General features: G+C 69.8%; 11 protein-coding genes and 1 riboswitch. All 11 genes read right to left on the reverse strand.

Annotated features, from left to right (window positions below; all coding sequences use genetic code 11):
- Positions 1 to 237 precede the first annotated feature (237 nt).
- The 11 genes from ACIBHY_RS12750 to ACIBHY_RS12800 all read right to left on the reverse strand — a co-directional run bounded on the left by ACIBHY_RS12750 (position 238) and on the right by ACIBHY_RS12800 (position 14938).
- Positions 238 to 1614 (reverse strand): L-serine ammonia-lyase, encoded by a 1377-nt coding sequence (locus tag ACIBHY_RS12750; RefSeq protein WP_397253392.1) that lies wholly within the window; start codon positions 1612 to 1614, stop codon positions 238 to 240.
- Between the two features lie 65 nt (positions 1615 to 1679).
- Positions 1680 to 2069 carry a glycine cleavage system protein GcvH gene (gcvH, locus tag ACIBHY_RS12755; RefSeq protein WP_397253394.1) on the reverse strand — a complete coding sequence of 130 codons (390 nt, stop codon included), beginning with the start codon at positions 2067 to 2069 and terminating at the stop codon, positions 1680 to 1682.
- A gap of 32 nt (positions 2070 to 2101) precedes the next feature.
- A complete protein-coding gene (gcvT, locus tag ACIBHY_RS12760) occupies positions 2102 to 3193 on the reverse strand; it encodes a glycine cleavage system aminomethyltransferase GcvT (RefSeq protein ID WP_397253396.1) in 1092 nt (363 codons plus the stop codon).
- A gap of 132 nt (positions 3194 to 3325) precedes the next feature.
- Positions 3326 to 3424, reverse strand: a riboswitch (glycine riboswitch).
- A gap of 27 nt (positions 3425 to 3451) precedes the next feature.
- A complete protein-coding gene (locus ACIBHY_RS12765) occupies positions 3452 to 4885 on the reverse strand; it encodes a cation:proton antiporter (protein ID WP_397306724.1) in 1434 nt (477 codons plus the stop codon).
- A 324-nt stretch (positions 4886 to 5209) separates the two neighbouring features.
- Entirely contained in the window at positions 5210 to 6880 is a 1671-nt protein-coding gene (locus ACIBHY_RS12770; RefSeq protein ID WP_397306725.1) for a M28 family peptidase, read from the reverse strand.
- Complete coding sequence (locus tag ACIBHY_RS12775) at positions 6877 to 9150, reverse strand: M4 family metallopeptidase (protein WP_397306726.1); 2274 nt, start codon at positions 9148 to 9150, stop codon at positions 6877 to 6879. The genes ACIBHY_RS12770 and ACIBHY_RS12775 overlap by 4 nt, the downstream gene beginning before the upstream one ends.
- An 87-nt stretch (positions 9151 to 9237) precedes the next feature.
- Positions 9238 to 10194: a LysR family transcriptional regulator gene (locus ACIBHY_RS12780; RefSeq protein ID WP_379609224.1), complete on the reverse strand. Its 957-nt coding sequence runs from the start codon at positions 10192 to 10194 to the stop codon at positions 9238 to 9240.
- 329 nt (positions 10195 to 10523) lie between these two features.
- The gene (locus ACIBHY_RS12785) at positions 10524 to 11231 is read right to left on the reverse strand and encodes a gamma-glutamyl-gamma-aminobutyrate hydrolase family protein (protein WP_397306727.1); all 708 of its coding nucleotides are present in this window, start codon (positions 11229 to 11231) and stop codon (positions 10524 to 10526) included.
- Positions 11232 to 11546: 315 nt separating this feature from the next.
- Positions 11547 to 12311, reverse strand: a complete 765-nt coding sequence (locus tag ACIBHY_RS12790; RefSeq protein ID WP_397253406.1) for a 3-oxoacyl-ACP reductase — start codon at positions 12309 to 12311, stop codon at positions 11547 to 11549.
- A gap of 2 nt (positions 12312 to 12313) precedes the next feature.
- Positions 12314 to 13657 carry an aldehyde dehydrogenase family protein gene (locus tag ACIBHY_RS12795; RefSeq protein WP_397306728.1) on the reverse strand — a complete coding sequence of 448 codons (1344 nt, stop codon included), beginning with the start codon at positions 13655 to 13657 and terminating at the stop codon, positions 12314 to 12316.
- 9 nt (positions 13658 to 13666) lie between these two features.
- Positions 13667 to 14938 carry a glutamine synthetase family protein gene (locus ACIBHY_RS12800; RefSeq protein ID WP_397306729.1) on the reverse strand — a complete coding sequence of 424 codons (1272 nt, stop codon included), beginning with the start codon at positions 14936 to 14938 and terminating at the stop codon, positions 13667 to 13669.
- Positions 14939 to 15003 lie beyond the last annotated feature (65 nt).

Below are 15003 nucleotides of genomic sequence, written 5' to 3' on the forward strand. Positions count from 1 at the left end.
GCGAGCTGGGAATCCACCCCGGCGCAACAACAGGACGTCGGCCACGTGGGGAGCGCGAGGGTTCTCCCTCGCCCGGGGTGTGGGGCGGAGCCCCACTGTCACAGCCCGATCCCCGATGCGCGAAGCGCTCCCATGGGAAGGACCGCGCGGTTAACCCCGGGGGTGTGGGGGCAACGCCCCCACTGTCACAGCCCGACCTCAATGCGCGAAGCGCTCCCATGGGGGAGGACCTTGCTCTTAGCATTCGATGACGTTGACGGCCAGGCCGCCGCGTGAGGTCTCCTTGTACTTGTCGAGCATGTCCCGGCCCGTGTCGCGCATCGTCTTGATGGCCTTGTCCAGGCTGACGAAGTGGCGGCCGTCGCCGCGCAGGGCGATGCGGGCGGCGGTGATGGCCTTGATGCTGGCCACCGCGTTCCGTTCGATGCACGGGATCTGGACCAGGCCGCCGATCGGGTCACACGTCAGGCCCAGGTTGTGCTCGATGCCGATTTCCGCCGCGTTCTCCACCTGCTCGGGAGTGCCGCCCAGGACCTCGGTCAGGCCTGCCGCGGCCATGGAGCAGGCCGAGCCCACCTCGCCCTGGCAGCCCACCTCGGCGCCCGAGATCGACGCGTTCTCCTTGAACAGGACGCCGATCGCGGCCGCTGTCAGCATGAAGCGGACCACGCCCTCGTCGTTGGCCTGGGGGACGAAGCGCGTGTAGTACGTCAGGACGGCCGGGATGATGCCTGCCGCGCCGTTGGTGGGGGCGGTCACGATGCGGCCCCCGGCGGCGTTCTCCTCGTTGACGGCGAGGGCGAACAACGAGACCCAGTCCATCGTCTGGAGCGGGTCCTTCTCGGGGGACTCGCTGCACAACTGGCGGTGGAGCTGGTGGGCGCGGCGGCGGACCTTCAGGCCGCCGGGCAGCATGCCTTCCTTGCTGATCCCGCGGCTTACACACTCGGCCATGACCCGCCACAGGTTCAGGATGCCGTCGCGAATCTCCTGTTCGGTACGGCCGAAGGCCTTCTCGTTCTCCAGGATGAGGCCGGAGATGGAGAGACCGGTGTTGTGGCAGTGCTTCAGGAGCTCTTCGGCGGTGGTGAACGGGTACGGAACGACGGTGTCGTCGGGCTTGATGCGGTCGGCGCCGGTGGCGTTCTCGTCGACGACGAAGCCGCCGCCCACGGAGAAGTACACCTTCTCGCGGAGCTTCTCCCCGTCGGCGGCGAAGGCGGTGAAGCGCATGCCGTTGGGGTGCTCGGGCAGACTGATCTTGCGTTCGAAGACCAGGTCCTCGCCGACGACGAACGGGATGTCGCGCTCGCCGTACAGGCGGACGGTTCCGGCGGCGCGCATGGCGGCGAGGCGTTCGTCGACGGTGTCGACGTCGACGAGTTCGGGCTTCTCGCCGGACAGGCCGAGGAGCACGGCCTTGTCACTGCCGTGGCCTTTGCCGGTCAGGCCGAGGGAGCCGTAGAGGATGGCCTCGACCCGCGCGGTCCGCTCGACGAGGCCGTCTTCGTGCAGGCCGCGCGCGAACTTGTGCGCGGCTGCCATCGGGCCGCCGGTGTGTGAGCTCGACGGGCCGATTCCGATCTTGAAAAGGTCGAAGACGCTGATCGCCATTGATGCGTCCTTCCGCAACAGGGGGGAGGGCGGTGCCGGGGCCCATGCCGGGCCCCGGCGATTGGTCAGGAGTCGCCGGAGGTGAGTGCTCCGTACTCCTCAGCCGAGAGGAGGTCCTCCGGGTCGCCTTCGAGGCGCACCCGGAACATCCAGCCGTCGCCGTAAGGGTCGTTGTTGACCAGCGACGGGTCGTCCACGACGGCCTGGTTCACCTCGGTGACCTCGCCGCCGACCGGAGCGTAGATCTCGCTCACCGACTTGGTCGACTCGACCTCGCCGATGGAGTCGCCGGCCTCGACGTTCGAGCCCGCCTCGGGAAGCTGCACGAAGACGACGTCACCCAGGGCCTCGGCCGCGAAGGCCGTGATGCCGACGGTCACGGTCCGGCCGTCGTCGAGACCGGCCACCCATTCGTGCTCCTTGGTGTAGCTCAGCTCGTCAGGGATGCTGCTCACTTACGTCCTCCTGCTGGTTACTGCGCTTGTATTCACGAACGGGCGCTGCGCTTGTAGAAGGGCAATGCGACGAGGTCCATGCCCTCCTGGCTGCCCCGGATGTCCACGGCCACGCCTTCGGTGACACCAGTGTCCACGTAGGCCATCGCGATGGGCTTACCCAGGGTCTGGGAAGGGGCCCCGCTGGTGACCTCGCCGACCACGGCGCCGTCCTTGGTCACCGGGTACCCGTGGCGGGGGACCCGGCGCCCGTGCGCGACCAGTCCGACGAGGCGCCGCCGCGGCGGGTCGTCCTTGACCGCCTCCAGCGCCGCCCTGCCGACGAAGTCGCCGGGCTTGTCGAATTTCACCACTCGGCCCAGGCCCGCGTCGAACGGGGTGAGCGCGGTGGACAGCTCGTTGCCGTAGAGCGGCATGCCGGCTTCGAGGCGCAGCGTGTCGCGCGAGGACAGTCCCGCCGGAATCAGCCCGTACGGCTCGCCCGCCTTGACCAGCGCCTGCCACAACGGCACCGCGTCCTCGTTGGCGATGAACAGCTCGAAGCCGTCCTCGCCGGTGTAGCCGGTGCGGGCGATGAGCGCCTGGGCGCCGGCGACGACGCCGGGCAGGCCGGCGTAGTACTTGAGTCCCGGCAGGTCGGCGTCGGTGAGCGAGGAGAGGATCTCCTGGGCGCGCGGACCCTGCACGGCGACGAGCGCCCACTGCTCGGACTGGTCGTCCACGACGGCGTCGAACTCGGCGGCGCGCGCGGTCAGCTCGCGGGCCACGAGGAGGTAGTTGGAGGCGTTGGCCACGACCATGAACTGTTCGTCGGCGAGCCGGTAGACGATCAGGTCGTCCAGGACCCCGCCGTCCTCCCCGACGATCATCGTGTAGCGGGCCCGTCCGGGCGCCAGCGCCGAGAGGTGGCCGACGAGCGCGTAGTCGAGTGCCTCGCCCGCCTGGGGACCGGTCAGGAAGATCTCGCCCATGTGCGAGAGGTCGAACAGTCCGGCGGCGGTGCGCACGGCGTTGTGCTCGGCGGACTCGCTGCCGTAGCGCAGCGGCATCAGCCAGCCGGCGAAGTCGGTCAGCGTCGCGCCGAGACTCTCGTGAACGTCTCGCAGCGGTGTCGGTCGGGACATTGGTCTTCGCACCTCAGGGCAGGGTCGGATGCCAGCATCCTCCCCCTCTGTCATCGATGCCTGAGAGCTTCGCCCGGGTTTTGCCGGACTTTCACCTTCGGCGAGGCCCGGAGGCCTGCTTTCCAGAGGCACCTCGCCCGAGCGGTCCTTTGCCTTGAGAGGTTCGCGGGGAGGGCTTGCTCCTTCAGGGGCTCTGACCGGATTGTCAGAACGCTCTCCCGCACGGGTTCACCGGTGTCTCCAACCAGCCTAGTGCCGTCACGGGGGTGTTGTCGCGTGTGGATCGCGCCAATCGATCTCTTCCGTGAGCTTGTGCAGGGTTGTGGCGCCGATGCGGCCTTCGGTGTACATCTGGCCGAGCGTCTCGCGCTGCGCCCTGGCGAGCTCGTCGCGCAGCTCGTGGGGGGCGCCGGCGTTCGCCTCGACCGCGAGCAACTGCCGCTGCGCCCACAGCGTGCCGGTGTCGAGACGGTGGGAGATCTGGTCGAGCCTGCGCATCGCCGCCGCGGCCGCCGCCTGCCGCGCCCGCGCCTCCTCCTCGGGCGCCGCGACACCCCCACTCTCCGGTACGGCGGCGCGGCACGTGAGCAGGGCGAACCCGCTGACCAGCACCACCGAGGCGGCGGCGAAGATCAACGCGTCCTGGGCGGGCAGCGCGGGCATGGCCAGCGCGATGGCCAGCGTCGAGGCCCCGCGGGTGCCGCCCAGCGTGAGGGCCCGGACGCTGCGCCGGTCGACGGCCAGCGCGAACGCCAGCCGTACCAGCGAAGTCGCGCCCAGCAGTGCCGCGGTGACCAGCAGGACCGTCGTGATCGGCAGCCCGGAGTGTGAGCCGCCCAGATCGCGCAGCTGGAGGCCGAGCAGGACCGCGAGCGTCCCGCCGAGCAGGAACGTCAGCACCTGCCAGGTGATCCGCTCGGTGGCCCGCGCGGGGGTGTGGAAGAGGCGGCCGCGCGCCCCGACGTAGAAGCCGGCGGCGGTGACGGCGAGCGGGCCGGACAGCCCGAGCTTGCTCGCGCTGATCTCGGCGACGAACGGCGTGGCCAGCGAGAGCACGATCAGCGTCCCCGAGTCGGCCAGCCGGCGGCGCAACTGCACGACGACCCAGCCGAGCGCGAGACCCGCGAGCGCGCCGCCGGCGATCGCCCCGGCCAGTTGCAGCGCGGCCACGGAGACGGTCTCGGGGCGTTTTAGCTGCTCAAGCCCGATGGCGAGCAGCACGACGGCGACGCCCTCGTTGATCAGGCTCTCGCCTCGCAGCACGGTGAGCACGCGCTCCGGCGCGCCGAGCCGGTCGAGGACGAGTGCCTGGGTGGGCGCGAAGGCGGCGCCGACGGTCAGCGCGGCGCCCCACGGCAGGCCGGGGAGCAGAAGATGGGCCACGAGGGTGACGGCGCCGGCGGTGGCGAGGGTGAGCCCGACGCCGAGGAGCATGATCGGCCGCCAGGCGTCACGTGACTCGCGGGGCGCGCTGCGCGTGGTGGCGTGGTGGTAGAGCAGGGGCGGGATGAGGACGGTCAGCACGACGTACGGGTCCATCGACACGACCGGCACCCAGGGCAGGATTCCCACGAGCATGCCGAGCAGGACCAGGAACGGCAGGGGCGGCAGCCTCCACCTCGTGCTGAGAAATCGGGCCAGCACGATCGAGACGGCGACGAGCGCGGCGATGATCACCAGGTCGCTGGACAAAAGCTCGGGCTCCCTCCTGAGGGGGATCGGATCCGGACAACGGTGGCGAGCCTATGGGGGATATGTCCGGATCGGGCCGAGCTTGGTGTGCGAGGTGATCAGTGTTTGCCGAGAGGTTCAGGGGCCCTGCGTGTTGCTTGCCCCGTGTTTAACGGGATATTTCGGGACTTTGCGGGGCGTGTGATGCAACGCATAGCGCGGCCGGCCGTCCCCCCGGATGAACGGCCGGCCACGGGGTGTGGCCGGGAACCTGGCACACCCCAGCGGTTCCCGGCCACGTCTGTACGACCGGCGCCTGGCGGGACGCCGGCCGTACATGCTCCTCTAGAGGCGCTGCCAGAGCGCGGGTGTGCCGGGCGGCTCCCAGCCGGGCAGGCTCGTGTGGCTCTGCAGGCACCGGTAGTTGGTGCCCTGGTAGCTCACGGTCGTGCCGGCCGTGTAGGAGGTGTACGGCGCCCATTCGTTGCCGGTGCTGCCCACGGTCAGGGTGAACGTGGCCGAGCGGTCCGTGCTGGTGCCGTCGCCGTTGAGCGTGATCGGATAGGTGCCGGCGGCGACCGAGGACGTCGTCGCGATCGACACCGCGGAGGTCTGGCCAGCCGAGATGGTGGCCGGGCTGAAGCTCACCGTCACGCCCTGGGGCGCTCCGGAGGCCGTCAGCGCGATCTGCTGGGCCTGGCCGGAGGTGACCTGGGTGTTGACGGTGGCGCTCGCGCTGCCGCCGGGCTGGACAGAGGCGGACGCCGGGCTGACCGAGAACGAGTAGTCGTTCTGGACCTGCCCGATCGTCAGGTTGAAGGCGGTCGAACGGTCGCTGTCGGCGCCGTCACCGTTGAGGGCGATCTGGTAGCTACCGTTCGCCGCCGCCGCTGACGCCGCGACCGTGACCGTCGAGGACTGGCCCGCCGAGATCGTCTGCGGGTTGAAGGAGACGGTCACCCCAGCCGGGACGCCGCCGGCGGAGAGGCTGACCAACTGCGTCTGGCCGGAGGTGACCGTCGTGGTGAGCGTCGTCGTCGCCGACTGGCCGGGCTGGAGGGTTGCCGAGGCCGGGCTCACCGCCATGGAGTAGTCGTTTTGCTGTGACTGGCCGACGGCCAGGGTCCACAGCGCGTGTGCGGCCGCGTCGGCGTTACGGTCGAGCGCGGTCGTGTTGATGTTGGACGGATAGGTGTCGCAGGCCGAGTGGTAGCAGCGGTCGAACGACTGGTTGGCCTGACCGCCCCACTTGGCGGCCTGGGCGGCCGTCTTGCGTTCGCTCGCCCCGGTGAAGACGCCGCCGACGCGTACGCCGGCGTTCTTGAACGAGGCGTGGTCGCTGCGTCCGTCGCCGATGCGCTCCGGCTCGGTCTGCACGCCGATCGAGGTGTAGTAGTCGTTGAACAGCCGCTGCAGGGCCACGTCGTCGTCATAGACGAAGTAGCCGGGGTTGGGCGAGCCGGTCATGTCGAAGTTGAGGTACGCCTCGACGCCCGCCGCACCCCCGTTCTGCACGTAGTACCGGGAGCCGATCAGTCCCTGCTCCTCGGCACCCCACCAGCCGAACCGGACGTGCTTGGTCACCGTCGGCCGCTGGCTGGCCAGGGTCAGGGCGATCTCCAGCAGGGCCGAGGAGCCCGAGCCGTTGTCGTTGATCCCCGGACCGGCGGCGACGCTGTCCAGGTGGGCGCCGAGCATGATGGTCTGGTTGGTCGGGCCGCCCGGCCAGTCGGCGATGAGGTTGCTGCCGCCGCTGAAGGTCTGGATCCGGGTGGTGTATCCGGCCGCGTCCAGCTTGCCCTTGATGTAGTTGACCGAGGCGTTGTACCCGGGCCGTCCCGAGGCCCGGTTACCGCCGTTGGCCGAGGCGATCGACTGGAGCTGGCTGAGGTGGGCTGTCACGTTCGCGACCGGGATGTTGGGCGGCGCGACAGCCTGAGCGCTCGTGGCGCCGGCGAGGGGGGCCAGGGCGGCCACCACGATGGTGACCAGCCCTGACACTAGGAGTTTCTTCACAGCGGCTGCCAGAGTGCGAGCACGTTCGGCGGCTCCCAGCCGGGCAGGCTGGTGTGGCTCTGCCGGCAGCGGTAGCTGGCGCCCTGGTAGGTGACGACCTGGCCGATCGTGTAGGAGGTGTACGGCGCCCATTCGGTGCCGGTGCTCCCCACGGTCAGCGTGTAGGTGGCCGTCTTGCTGCCACTGGTGCCGGTGCCGGTGAGCGTGATCGGGTAGGACCCTGCCGCGACACCGGAGGTCGTGGCGACGGTCACCTGAGAGCTCTGGCCGGCGGTGACGGTGGCCGGGCTGAAGGTCACCGTCACGCCCGAGGGCTGACCGGAGGCCGACAGCGCGACCTGCTGAGCGGAGCCGCTGGTCACCGTGGTGTTGATGGTGGTCTGGGCGGAGCCGCCCGGCTGAGTCGAGCCGGACGCCGGGCTGACCGCGAACGAGAAGTCGTCCTGGACCTGCCCGATCGTGAGGTTGTAGTTGGCGTTCTTGTCGACGGCCGTGCCGTCAGCGGTCACCTGTACGGCGTGGCCGCCCACGGGGCTGCCCGCCGAGGTCGACAGGGTCAGCGTCGAGGTCTGGCCGGCGGTGATCGTGGCCGGGTTGAACTGGGCCGTCACACCACTGGGCAGCGTGCCGACGCGCAGCGTGATCTGCTGGGCGTTGCCGCTGGTCACCGTGGTCCTGACCGTGGTGGTCACGCTGTCGCCCGGGTCGGTCTGGCCGGCGGCCGGGTCGAGCGCGAGTGAGAAGTCGTCGGTCGGGGCGGTGCAGGTCGGCTCGCCGGACTGGGCGCCCAGGCGGATGCCGTCGAAGGCGGCCTTGACCACGTTGAACTCGGCGCAGCTACCGGGCCACAGCTCCTTGGCGGACTGTAGCGCGGCCACGCGGACCTTGGTGTGCGTCCACGGGGACGTCTTCCTGTTCAGCGTGTTCATGAAGACCTGGGCGGCCTTGCGGACGCCGATGCCGACGATCGCCGGGCCGTTGTCGCAGCGGGTGCTGGCGGGCTTGCCCTGCGGGTTGGTGCCTTCGGCCATCAGGTAGAACCAGTGGTTCTGCGGGCCCGCACCGGCGTGCACCTCGGGGAAGGACCCCGGGGTGTAGCAGTTCGGGTGGCCGAGAGCCGACGGGTTGTACATGTTGCGGATCGGGCCGCCGCCGAGCGCGGGCTCCTCACCGACCAGGTAGTCCGGCGGGTCGTTCGGGTTGTTGGCGTAGTGCTCGGTGACGGCGCCGAAGATGTCACCGGTGGACTCGTTCAGGCCGCCGGCCTCGTTGCCGGAACCCGCGCCGCCGGGCGTGGTCTGGAAGATGGCGTGGCCGTACTCGTGGCCGACGACGTCCATCGAGACCAGGTTCTTGCGGGCGCTGGCGCCGTTGTGGCCGAAGTTGGTGTACGAGCCGTTCCAGAAGGCGTTGGCCTGGGCCAGGCCGACGCGCGCCGGGAAGCCGCCGCCGGAGCCGTTGATGCCGTTGCGGCCGACCCACTCCCGGAGCATGTCCCATTCCTTCTGGACTCCGTAGAGGACGTCGACGCAGGCGGTCGGCAGGTCGGTGGCGCCGCCGTTGCCCCAGGGGCTGGAACCGGTGAAGGCGGAGCCGTTCTGGCCGCCGCACTGGATGCCGCGGCGGTTGGGGTCGACCATCGAGGTGGCCTGCGTGTCGATGGTGACGGTCCCGACGTAGTGGGACCGGCCTTCGGCGGCCTTGACCAGCTCGACCTCGTCGATGACCGCGCCGGTCAGCGCGTCGACGTAGACGGTCCGGTTGTTGGACGGGCCGGTGACGGTGGTCGCGTACGCCAGCCGCGGGGTCTTGCTCGCGGCGTGGACGACCAGCGACGGCGCGCTGACGCTGTCCACCTTCTTGATCCGTGCCTGCGACGTGGCGGCGGCGGTGGCCGCGCTCACCTTGGCCGTGGTGCCGACGTTGATGACGGCTTGCTGGCCGGTGGTGACGTCGCTGACCGACTGGCCGGAGGCGTCCGTGGTGACGACGACCTCGCCGCCGTAGACGGGCAGGCCCTTGTAGGTGCGCGAGTAGGTCAGGAACTGCAGACCGTTCGCGCCGGGGGTGTTGGCCTGGAGGTGGTATGCGTCGTCCTGCGCGGTACGCAGGGAGGGGGCGTAAGCAGCAAGCGCGCCCTGCGCCGAGGTGACGGCGCTCTTGGCCTCACTTGGAGTTGGGGGATCTTGTCCGGCCTGCGCCGCCTGGGGTACCAGGGCCAGCGCCAGCGCGACTAACGCGGCGGCCGACAGTTTGAGCTTGGGGTTCACTCTCGTGGCTCCTTGGGGGGTGTGAATCTGGCTGGAGTCAACCCCAAGCTGACATCGGGGGCTCACGGACCGTAACCCCACAATTTGTCATAACGTCACACTATGGGCGCCATGTCGCCGCAGCCACGCGTTGTATGTGGGGTTGCGCATGGCCTCCGACCAATAGGTCTTGGTGACCGCCTGGACGAGGTCCTTGGCGTGCGGAGCCAGCGCTCCGTGCTCGGTCCAGCCGATCAGGTGACGCATCTTCATCGGTGACCCGACCAGCGGCCGGATCACGATGCCGTCCCGCGCAGGGCTCGTGGCCTGGAACAATCCGACGCAGCGGCCCTCCGCGATCAGGTCCAGCGCGACGCTGAGGTCCACCTTGAACCCGACCATCGGCGAGAACCCGTGATCGGCGCACGCGGTCCAGAAATGCTCGCGCGGCCCCGACTCCAGCAGCGCGTGCTGCGCCCACTGCTCCTTGGCGAGATCCGCCAGATCGATCTCGTCGTGTGCCGCCAGAGGGTGACTGGCCGTCAACCCCACGAAGACCGGCTCGATCGCGATCTCGGCGTAGACGGCGCCCTGGGGCGGTTGCAGTTCGTGGCCGGGATAGTCGTCCAGGGTGGCCAGCTCGATGCGTTCCGACTCCAGCAGTCCGGGCAGGACCTCGGTCGTCTCTTCGGTACGAAGGCTGATCTCGGCCTCGGGTAACAGGCGGCGTAACGCCTTGGCCGCGTAGATGGCCAGCCGGGTGAGGGCACAGCCGACGCGGATGGTGTCGCGCTCGTCCCGCGCGTGGCGCCGGGCGTCACGCGCTAGATCGTCGAAGGCGGGTAAGACGGAACGCGACCTCAACAGCAGCCAGCGGCCTAAGGGAGTGGGCGTCGTCCCTTCGCGGCCCCGCTCGAACAGCGGGCCGCCGAACTGCCGCTCGATGCGGCGCAGCTGCGCTGCGAGCGCGGGCTGGGACATCCCGAGCGACGTCGCCGCCTTGGAGATGCTCCCGGTGTCCGCGATCGCACATACGACTCTGAGATGCCGGACCTCGAGCTCCACACTCTGAGAGTAAAAGTAAAGAAGCTTTCCAGTAAGACCCAATTCAGAATTCGCTGCTGACCTGGCGTTCACGGGCCCGACATGACCCGGCCGTGGGGCGTTCTACCTCGTGGTCTATCGGATTGGGGTCGATCGCGGCTTTTGCGGGGGATCGTGACCGTCACCTTGACAGCCGCCCGCTTCGGGCCGGACAGGGGCGGGTGAAGGCGTCTGGGGTACGCGGCCGCGGCGGCCCGAGGCGGGGTCGCGCGCCGGACGCTTGCCGGGGGCCGGAGGCGCGCGCGAGGGCGGTGCCGGGGGGCCGGGTGGTCTGTGGGTGGGTGTGTGGGTCAGGGGGTGGGGTGGGTAGCGGCGGTGGTCAGGGCGTGGAAGAGGGCGGGGTCGTTGCCGGCCTCGGGGTGCCATTGGACGGCCACGGCGAAGGGGTGGGCGTCGAGTTCGATCGCCTCGACGGTGCCGTCTTCCGCGCGGGCGCTCACGGTCAGGCCGGTGCCCAGGCGGTTGACGGCCTGGTGGTGGTAGTGGGGGACGTTGAGCGGGTCCTGGCCGAGGATCTTGGCCAGGCGGGTGCCGGGTTCGGTGCTGACGGGCAGGTGCCCGAACGTGCCCGGCGCGGGGGAGTGGCCCTCGTGGTCGGTCACGTCGGGCAGGTGCTGGTGGAGGGAACCTCCGAGACTGACGTTGAGAACCTGGAGCCCCCGGCAGATGCCCAGGAAGGGCAGCCCGGCCTCCAGGGCCGCGGACATCAGGGCGAACTCCGCTTCGTCACGAAATTTCCGGATGTAGCCGACGCGGTCGTGGGCGGGCTCGTCGTACCGGGCGGGGTCGATGTCGCCGCCTCCGGCCACGATGAGGCCGTCCAGGCGGGTGACGAGCTCGGCGGGGTCGCCGGCCGGGGGCAGGATGACAGGCTGACCGCCCGCCGCCGCCACCTGCTCCACGTACATGTACGGCAGCAGCGCCGTGTCCATCTCCCACACGGTGAACCGCGCGGGCTCCACGTAACAGGTGATCCCGATGACGGGCCGCATGCTCATACCTCCATCCTCATCCATCCGCCTGCCCACGCGAGCACCTGGCTCCGGAAGGGGCCGAGGCGTGGCGCGCGGGTGGTCGGCCGGCCGTGGGAGCGGGTCTGCGTGGGTCGTCGCGGCGGCCCGCCCCGCGCGGCCGCTTGCCGTGGCCCTGGAGTGCCGCCCGCCCTGTGCGGCGGGTGGCGGGGGCGGTGGCTTGCCGTAACGGATCAAAGGCCCTTGAGAGATCGAGGCCCGTAGGACATCCGAGGGCCGTAGGACATCAGAGGGCCGTAAGACGTCAGAGGGCACGTAAGACATCAGAGGCCTGCGAAGGGATCAGAACGGGGTGACGTACGCGCCGGAGATGCCGCCGTCGACGAGGAACTCGGAGCCCGTGATGAAGCTGGCGTCGTCGCTGGCCAGGAAGGCGACCGCGGCGGCGATCTCGGTGGCCTCGGCGAAGCGGCCGACCGGGATGTGGACCAGGCGGCGCTGGGCGCGCTCGGGGTCCTTCGCGAACAGTTCCTGCAGCAGCGGGGTGTTGACCGGCCCGGGGCACAGGGCGTTGACGCGGATGCCCTCGCGGGCGAACTGCACCCCGAGTTCGCGCGACATCGCCAGCACGCCGCCCTTGGAGGCGGTGTAGGAGATCTGCGAGGTCGCCGAGCCCATCACGGCCACGAACGAGGCGGTGTTGACGATGGAGCCCTTGCCCTGCCGCTGCATGTAGGGGATGACGTGCTTGCAGCAGAGGTACACGCTGGTGAGGTTGACCTCCTGCACGCGCCGCCAGGCGTCGATGCCGGTCTCCAGGATGGAGTCGTCGTCCGGCGGGGAGATGCCGGCGTTGTTGAAGGCGATGTCGACGCCGCCGTAGGTGTCGAAGGCGATCCGGTACATGCGGGCGACGTCGTCGTCGCTGGTCACGTCGGCCTTGACGAAGATCCCGCCGACTTCCTCCGCGGCCTTCTTGCCGGCCTCCTCGTCGATGTCGACGCAGACCACCCGGGCGCCCTCCTCGGCGAACCTGCGCGCCGTGGCCAGCCCGATCCCGCTGCCCGCACCGGTGATGACGGCGACGCGGTCCTGCAAACGCTGCATGTCTATGACTCCCAGGAGATGAAAACGTTTTTGGTCTCGGTGAAGGCGCTGAGGGCGTCGGGGCCGAGTTCGCGGCCCAGACCCGACTGCTTGAAGCCGCCGAACGGGGTCCAGTAGCGCACCGACGAGTGCGAGTTGACCGACAGGTTGCCCGCCTCGACCGCGCGCGCCACCCGCAGCGCGCGGCCGACGTCGCGGGTCCAGATGGACCCGCTCAGGCCGTAGGGGGTGTCATTGGCGATACGTACGGCGTCCGCCTCGTCCCGGAAGGCCACCACCGACACCACGGGCCCGAAGATCTCCTCGGTGAACGCGCGGTCGGTGACCCGCGAGGTGAGCACGGTGGGCGGGAACCAGTAGCCGGGCCCGTCCGGGCAGGCGCCCTGCAGGTGCGGCTCGGCGACGAACCCGCGTACCCGCTCCAGGTGCTCGGCGCTGATCAGCGGGCCCATCTCGGTGCTCTCGTCGAGGGGGTCGCCGACCTTGACCTCCAGTACGGCGGCGCCCAGCCTCTCCAGGAACTCCTCGTACACGGTGTGCTCGACCAGGATGCGCGATCGGGCGCAGCAGTCCTGCCCGGAGTTATCGAAGACGGCATACGGCGCGGTTTTCGCCGCTTTTTCGAGATCAGAGTCCTGGAAGACGATATTTGCGGACTTGCCGCCCAGCTCCAGCGTCAGCCGCTTCACCTGGCCCGCCGCCTTGGCGGCGATCTCCTTGCCCACCTCGGTCGAGCCGGTAAAAACGATTTTGGCGACGTCCGGATGCTCGACCAGCCGGGCGCCGGCGACCTCCCCGGCCCCGGGCAGCACCTGCAGCACACCCTCCGGCAGGCCCGCCTCCAGGGCCAGCTCGGCCAGCCGCAGCGCGGTCATCGGCGTCCACTCGGCCGGCTTCACGATCACGGTGTTCCCGGCCGCGAGCGCGGGCGCGACGCCCCAGGTCATGACGACCATGGGGAAGTTCCACGGCACGATCACGCCCACGACGCCCAGCGGCTCGTGGAAGGTGACGTCCACGCCGCCGGGCACGGGGATCTGCAGGCCGTGGTGGCGTTCCGGGGCGCCGGCGTAGAAGTGCAGCACGTCGCGGACGTTGCCGGCCTCCCAGCGGGCGTTGCCGATCGTGTGGCCGGCGTTGGCGACCTCCAGCTGGGCCAGCTCCTCGCCGTGACGGTCCACCAGGTCGGCGAACCGGCGCAACAGCCTGGCCCGGTCCCCCGGCGCCACCCCGCGCCAGCTCGCGTACGCCCGCTTGGCACGCTCCACCGCCCGGTCGGCCTCGGCCGTGTCGGCGAGGTCGACCTCGGCCACCACGGCTTCGGTGGCCGGATTGATGATCTTCATGCTGGTCCCTTACAGACGTTCGAAGCCGCGGAACATTTCCCAGTCGGTGACCGCCGCGTCGAAGGCGGCCAGTTCGACGCGCGCGTTGTTGGCGTAGTGGGCCACGACGTCCTCGCCGAAGGACTCCCTGGCCAGTTTCGAGCCCTCGAACAGGGCGAGCGCGTCGCGCAACGTGTGCGGGACGGTCTCGGCGCCGGAGGTGTAGGCGTTGCCGGTGAAGGCGTCCTCGAGTTCGAGCTCGTGGTCGATGCCGTGCAGACCGGCCGCGATCAGCGCGGAGACGGCCAGGTAGGGGTTGACGTCGCCGCCGGGCACCCGGTTCTCCACGCGCAGCGAGTGGCCGTGGCCGACCAGGCGCAGCGAGCAGGTGCGGTTGTCCACGCCCCACTTGACGGCGGTCGGGGCGAAGCTGCCGGGCACGTACCGTTTGTAGGAGTTGATGTTCGGCGCGTAGAAGAGCGTGAGCTCGCGCATGAAGGCGAGCTGGCCGGCGATGAAGCGGGCGCCGAGCTCGGACATGCCGTGGGGTCCGTCTCCGGCCATCACCGGCTCGTCGGCGGTGCCGCGCAGGCTGATGTGGATGTGGCAGGAGTTGCCCTCGCGCTGGTTCGGCTTGGCCATGAAGGTGATCGAGCGGCCCTCCTGGGCGGCGATCTCCTTGGAGCCGGTCTTGTAGATCGAGTGGTTGTCGCAGGTCTTCAGCGCCTCGTCGTAGCGGAAGGCGATCTCGTGCTGGCCGAGGTTGCACTCGCCCTTGGCCGACTCCACATACAGTCCGGCGCCCTCCATCTCACGCCGGATCCGGCGCAGGAGCGGCTCGATGCGGGCGGTGCCGAGCAGGGAGTAGTCGACGTTGTAGAGGTTCGCGGGGGACATGTCGCGGTATCCGCGCTTCCACGCCTGCTCATAGGAGTCCTCGTAGACGCAGAACTCCAGCTCGGTGCCGACGAACGCCCGCAGGGCGCGCTCGTCCAGGCGGGCCAGCTGCCTGCGCAGGATCTGCCGGGGGGAGGCGGTCACGTCGGTGTCGTCCTCCCAGGTCAGATCGGCCATGAGCAGGGCGGTGCCCTCCTGCCAGGGGATCCGTCTGAGCGTCGAGAGGTCCGGTTTCATGACGAAGTCGCCATACCCGCGTTCCCACGACGACATCGCGTAGCCCTCGACGGTGTTCATGTCCACGTCCACCGCGAGCAGGTAGTTGCAGCCCTCGGAGCCGTGCCGCAGCACCTCCTCCAGGAAGAATCGCGCCGACAGGCGCTTTCCCTGCAATCTGCCCTGCATGTCGGCGACGGCGAGCAATACGGTGTCTATGCGCCCAGCAGCAACTTCGTCCCGCAGGTCGGAAA

The sequence above is a fragment of the Nonomuraea sp. NPDC050547 genome, from assembly GCF_044457345.1.
Lineage (GTDB): Bacteria > Actinomycetota > Actinomycetes > Streptosporangiales > Streptosporangiaceae > Nonomuraea.

What these genes read in the sequence shown, in the direction of transcription:
- ACIBHY_RS12750 (WP_397253392.1), bottom strand. Translation starts at nt 1,614, where the DNA reads ATGGCGATCAGCGTCTTCGACCTTTTCAAGATCGGAATCGGCCCGTCG.
- gcvT (WP_397253396.1), bottom strand. Translation starts at nt 3,193, where the DNA reads ATGTCCCGACCGACACCGCTGCGAGACGTTCACGAGAGTCTCGGCGCG.
- ACIBHY_RS12785 (WP_397306727.1), bottom strand. Translation starts at nt 11,231, where the DNA reads ATGAGCATGCGGCCCGTCATCGGGATCACCTGTTACGTGGAGCCCGCG.
- ACIBHY_RS12790 (WP_397253406.1), bottom strand. Translation starts at nt 12,311, where the DNA reads ATGCAGCGTTTGCAGGACCGCGTCGCCGTCATCACCGGTGCGGGCAGC.
- ACIBHY_RS12795 (WP_397306728.1), bottom strand. Translation starts at nt 13,657, where the DNA reads ATGAAGATCATCAATCCGGCCACCGAAGCCGTGGTGGCCGAGGTCGAC.
- ACIBHY_RS12800 (WP_397306729.1), bottom strand. Translation starts at nt 14,938, where the DNA reads ATGCAGGGCAGATTGCAGGGAAAGCGCCTGTCGGCGCGATTCTTCCTG.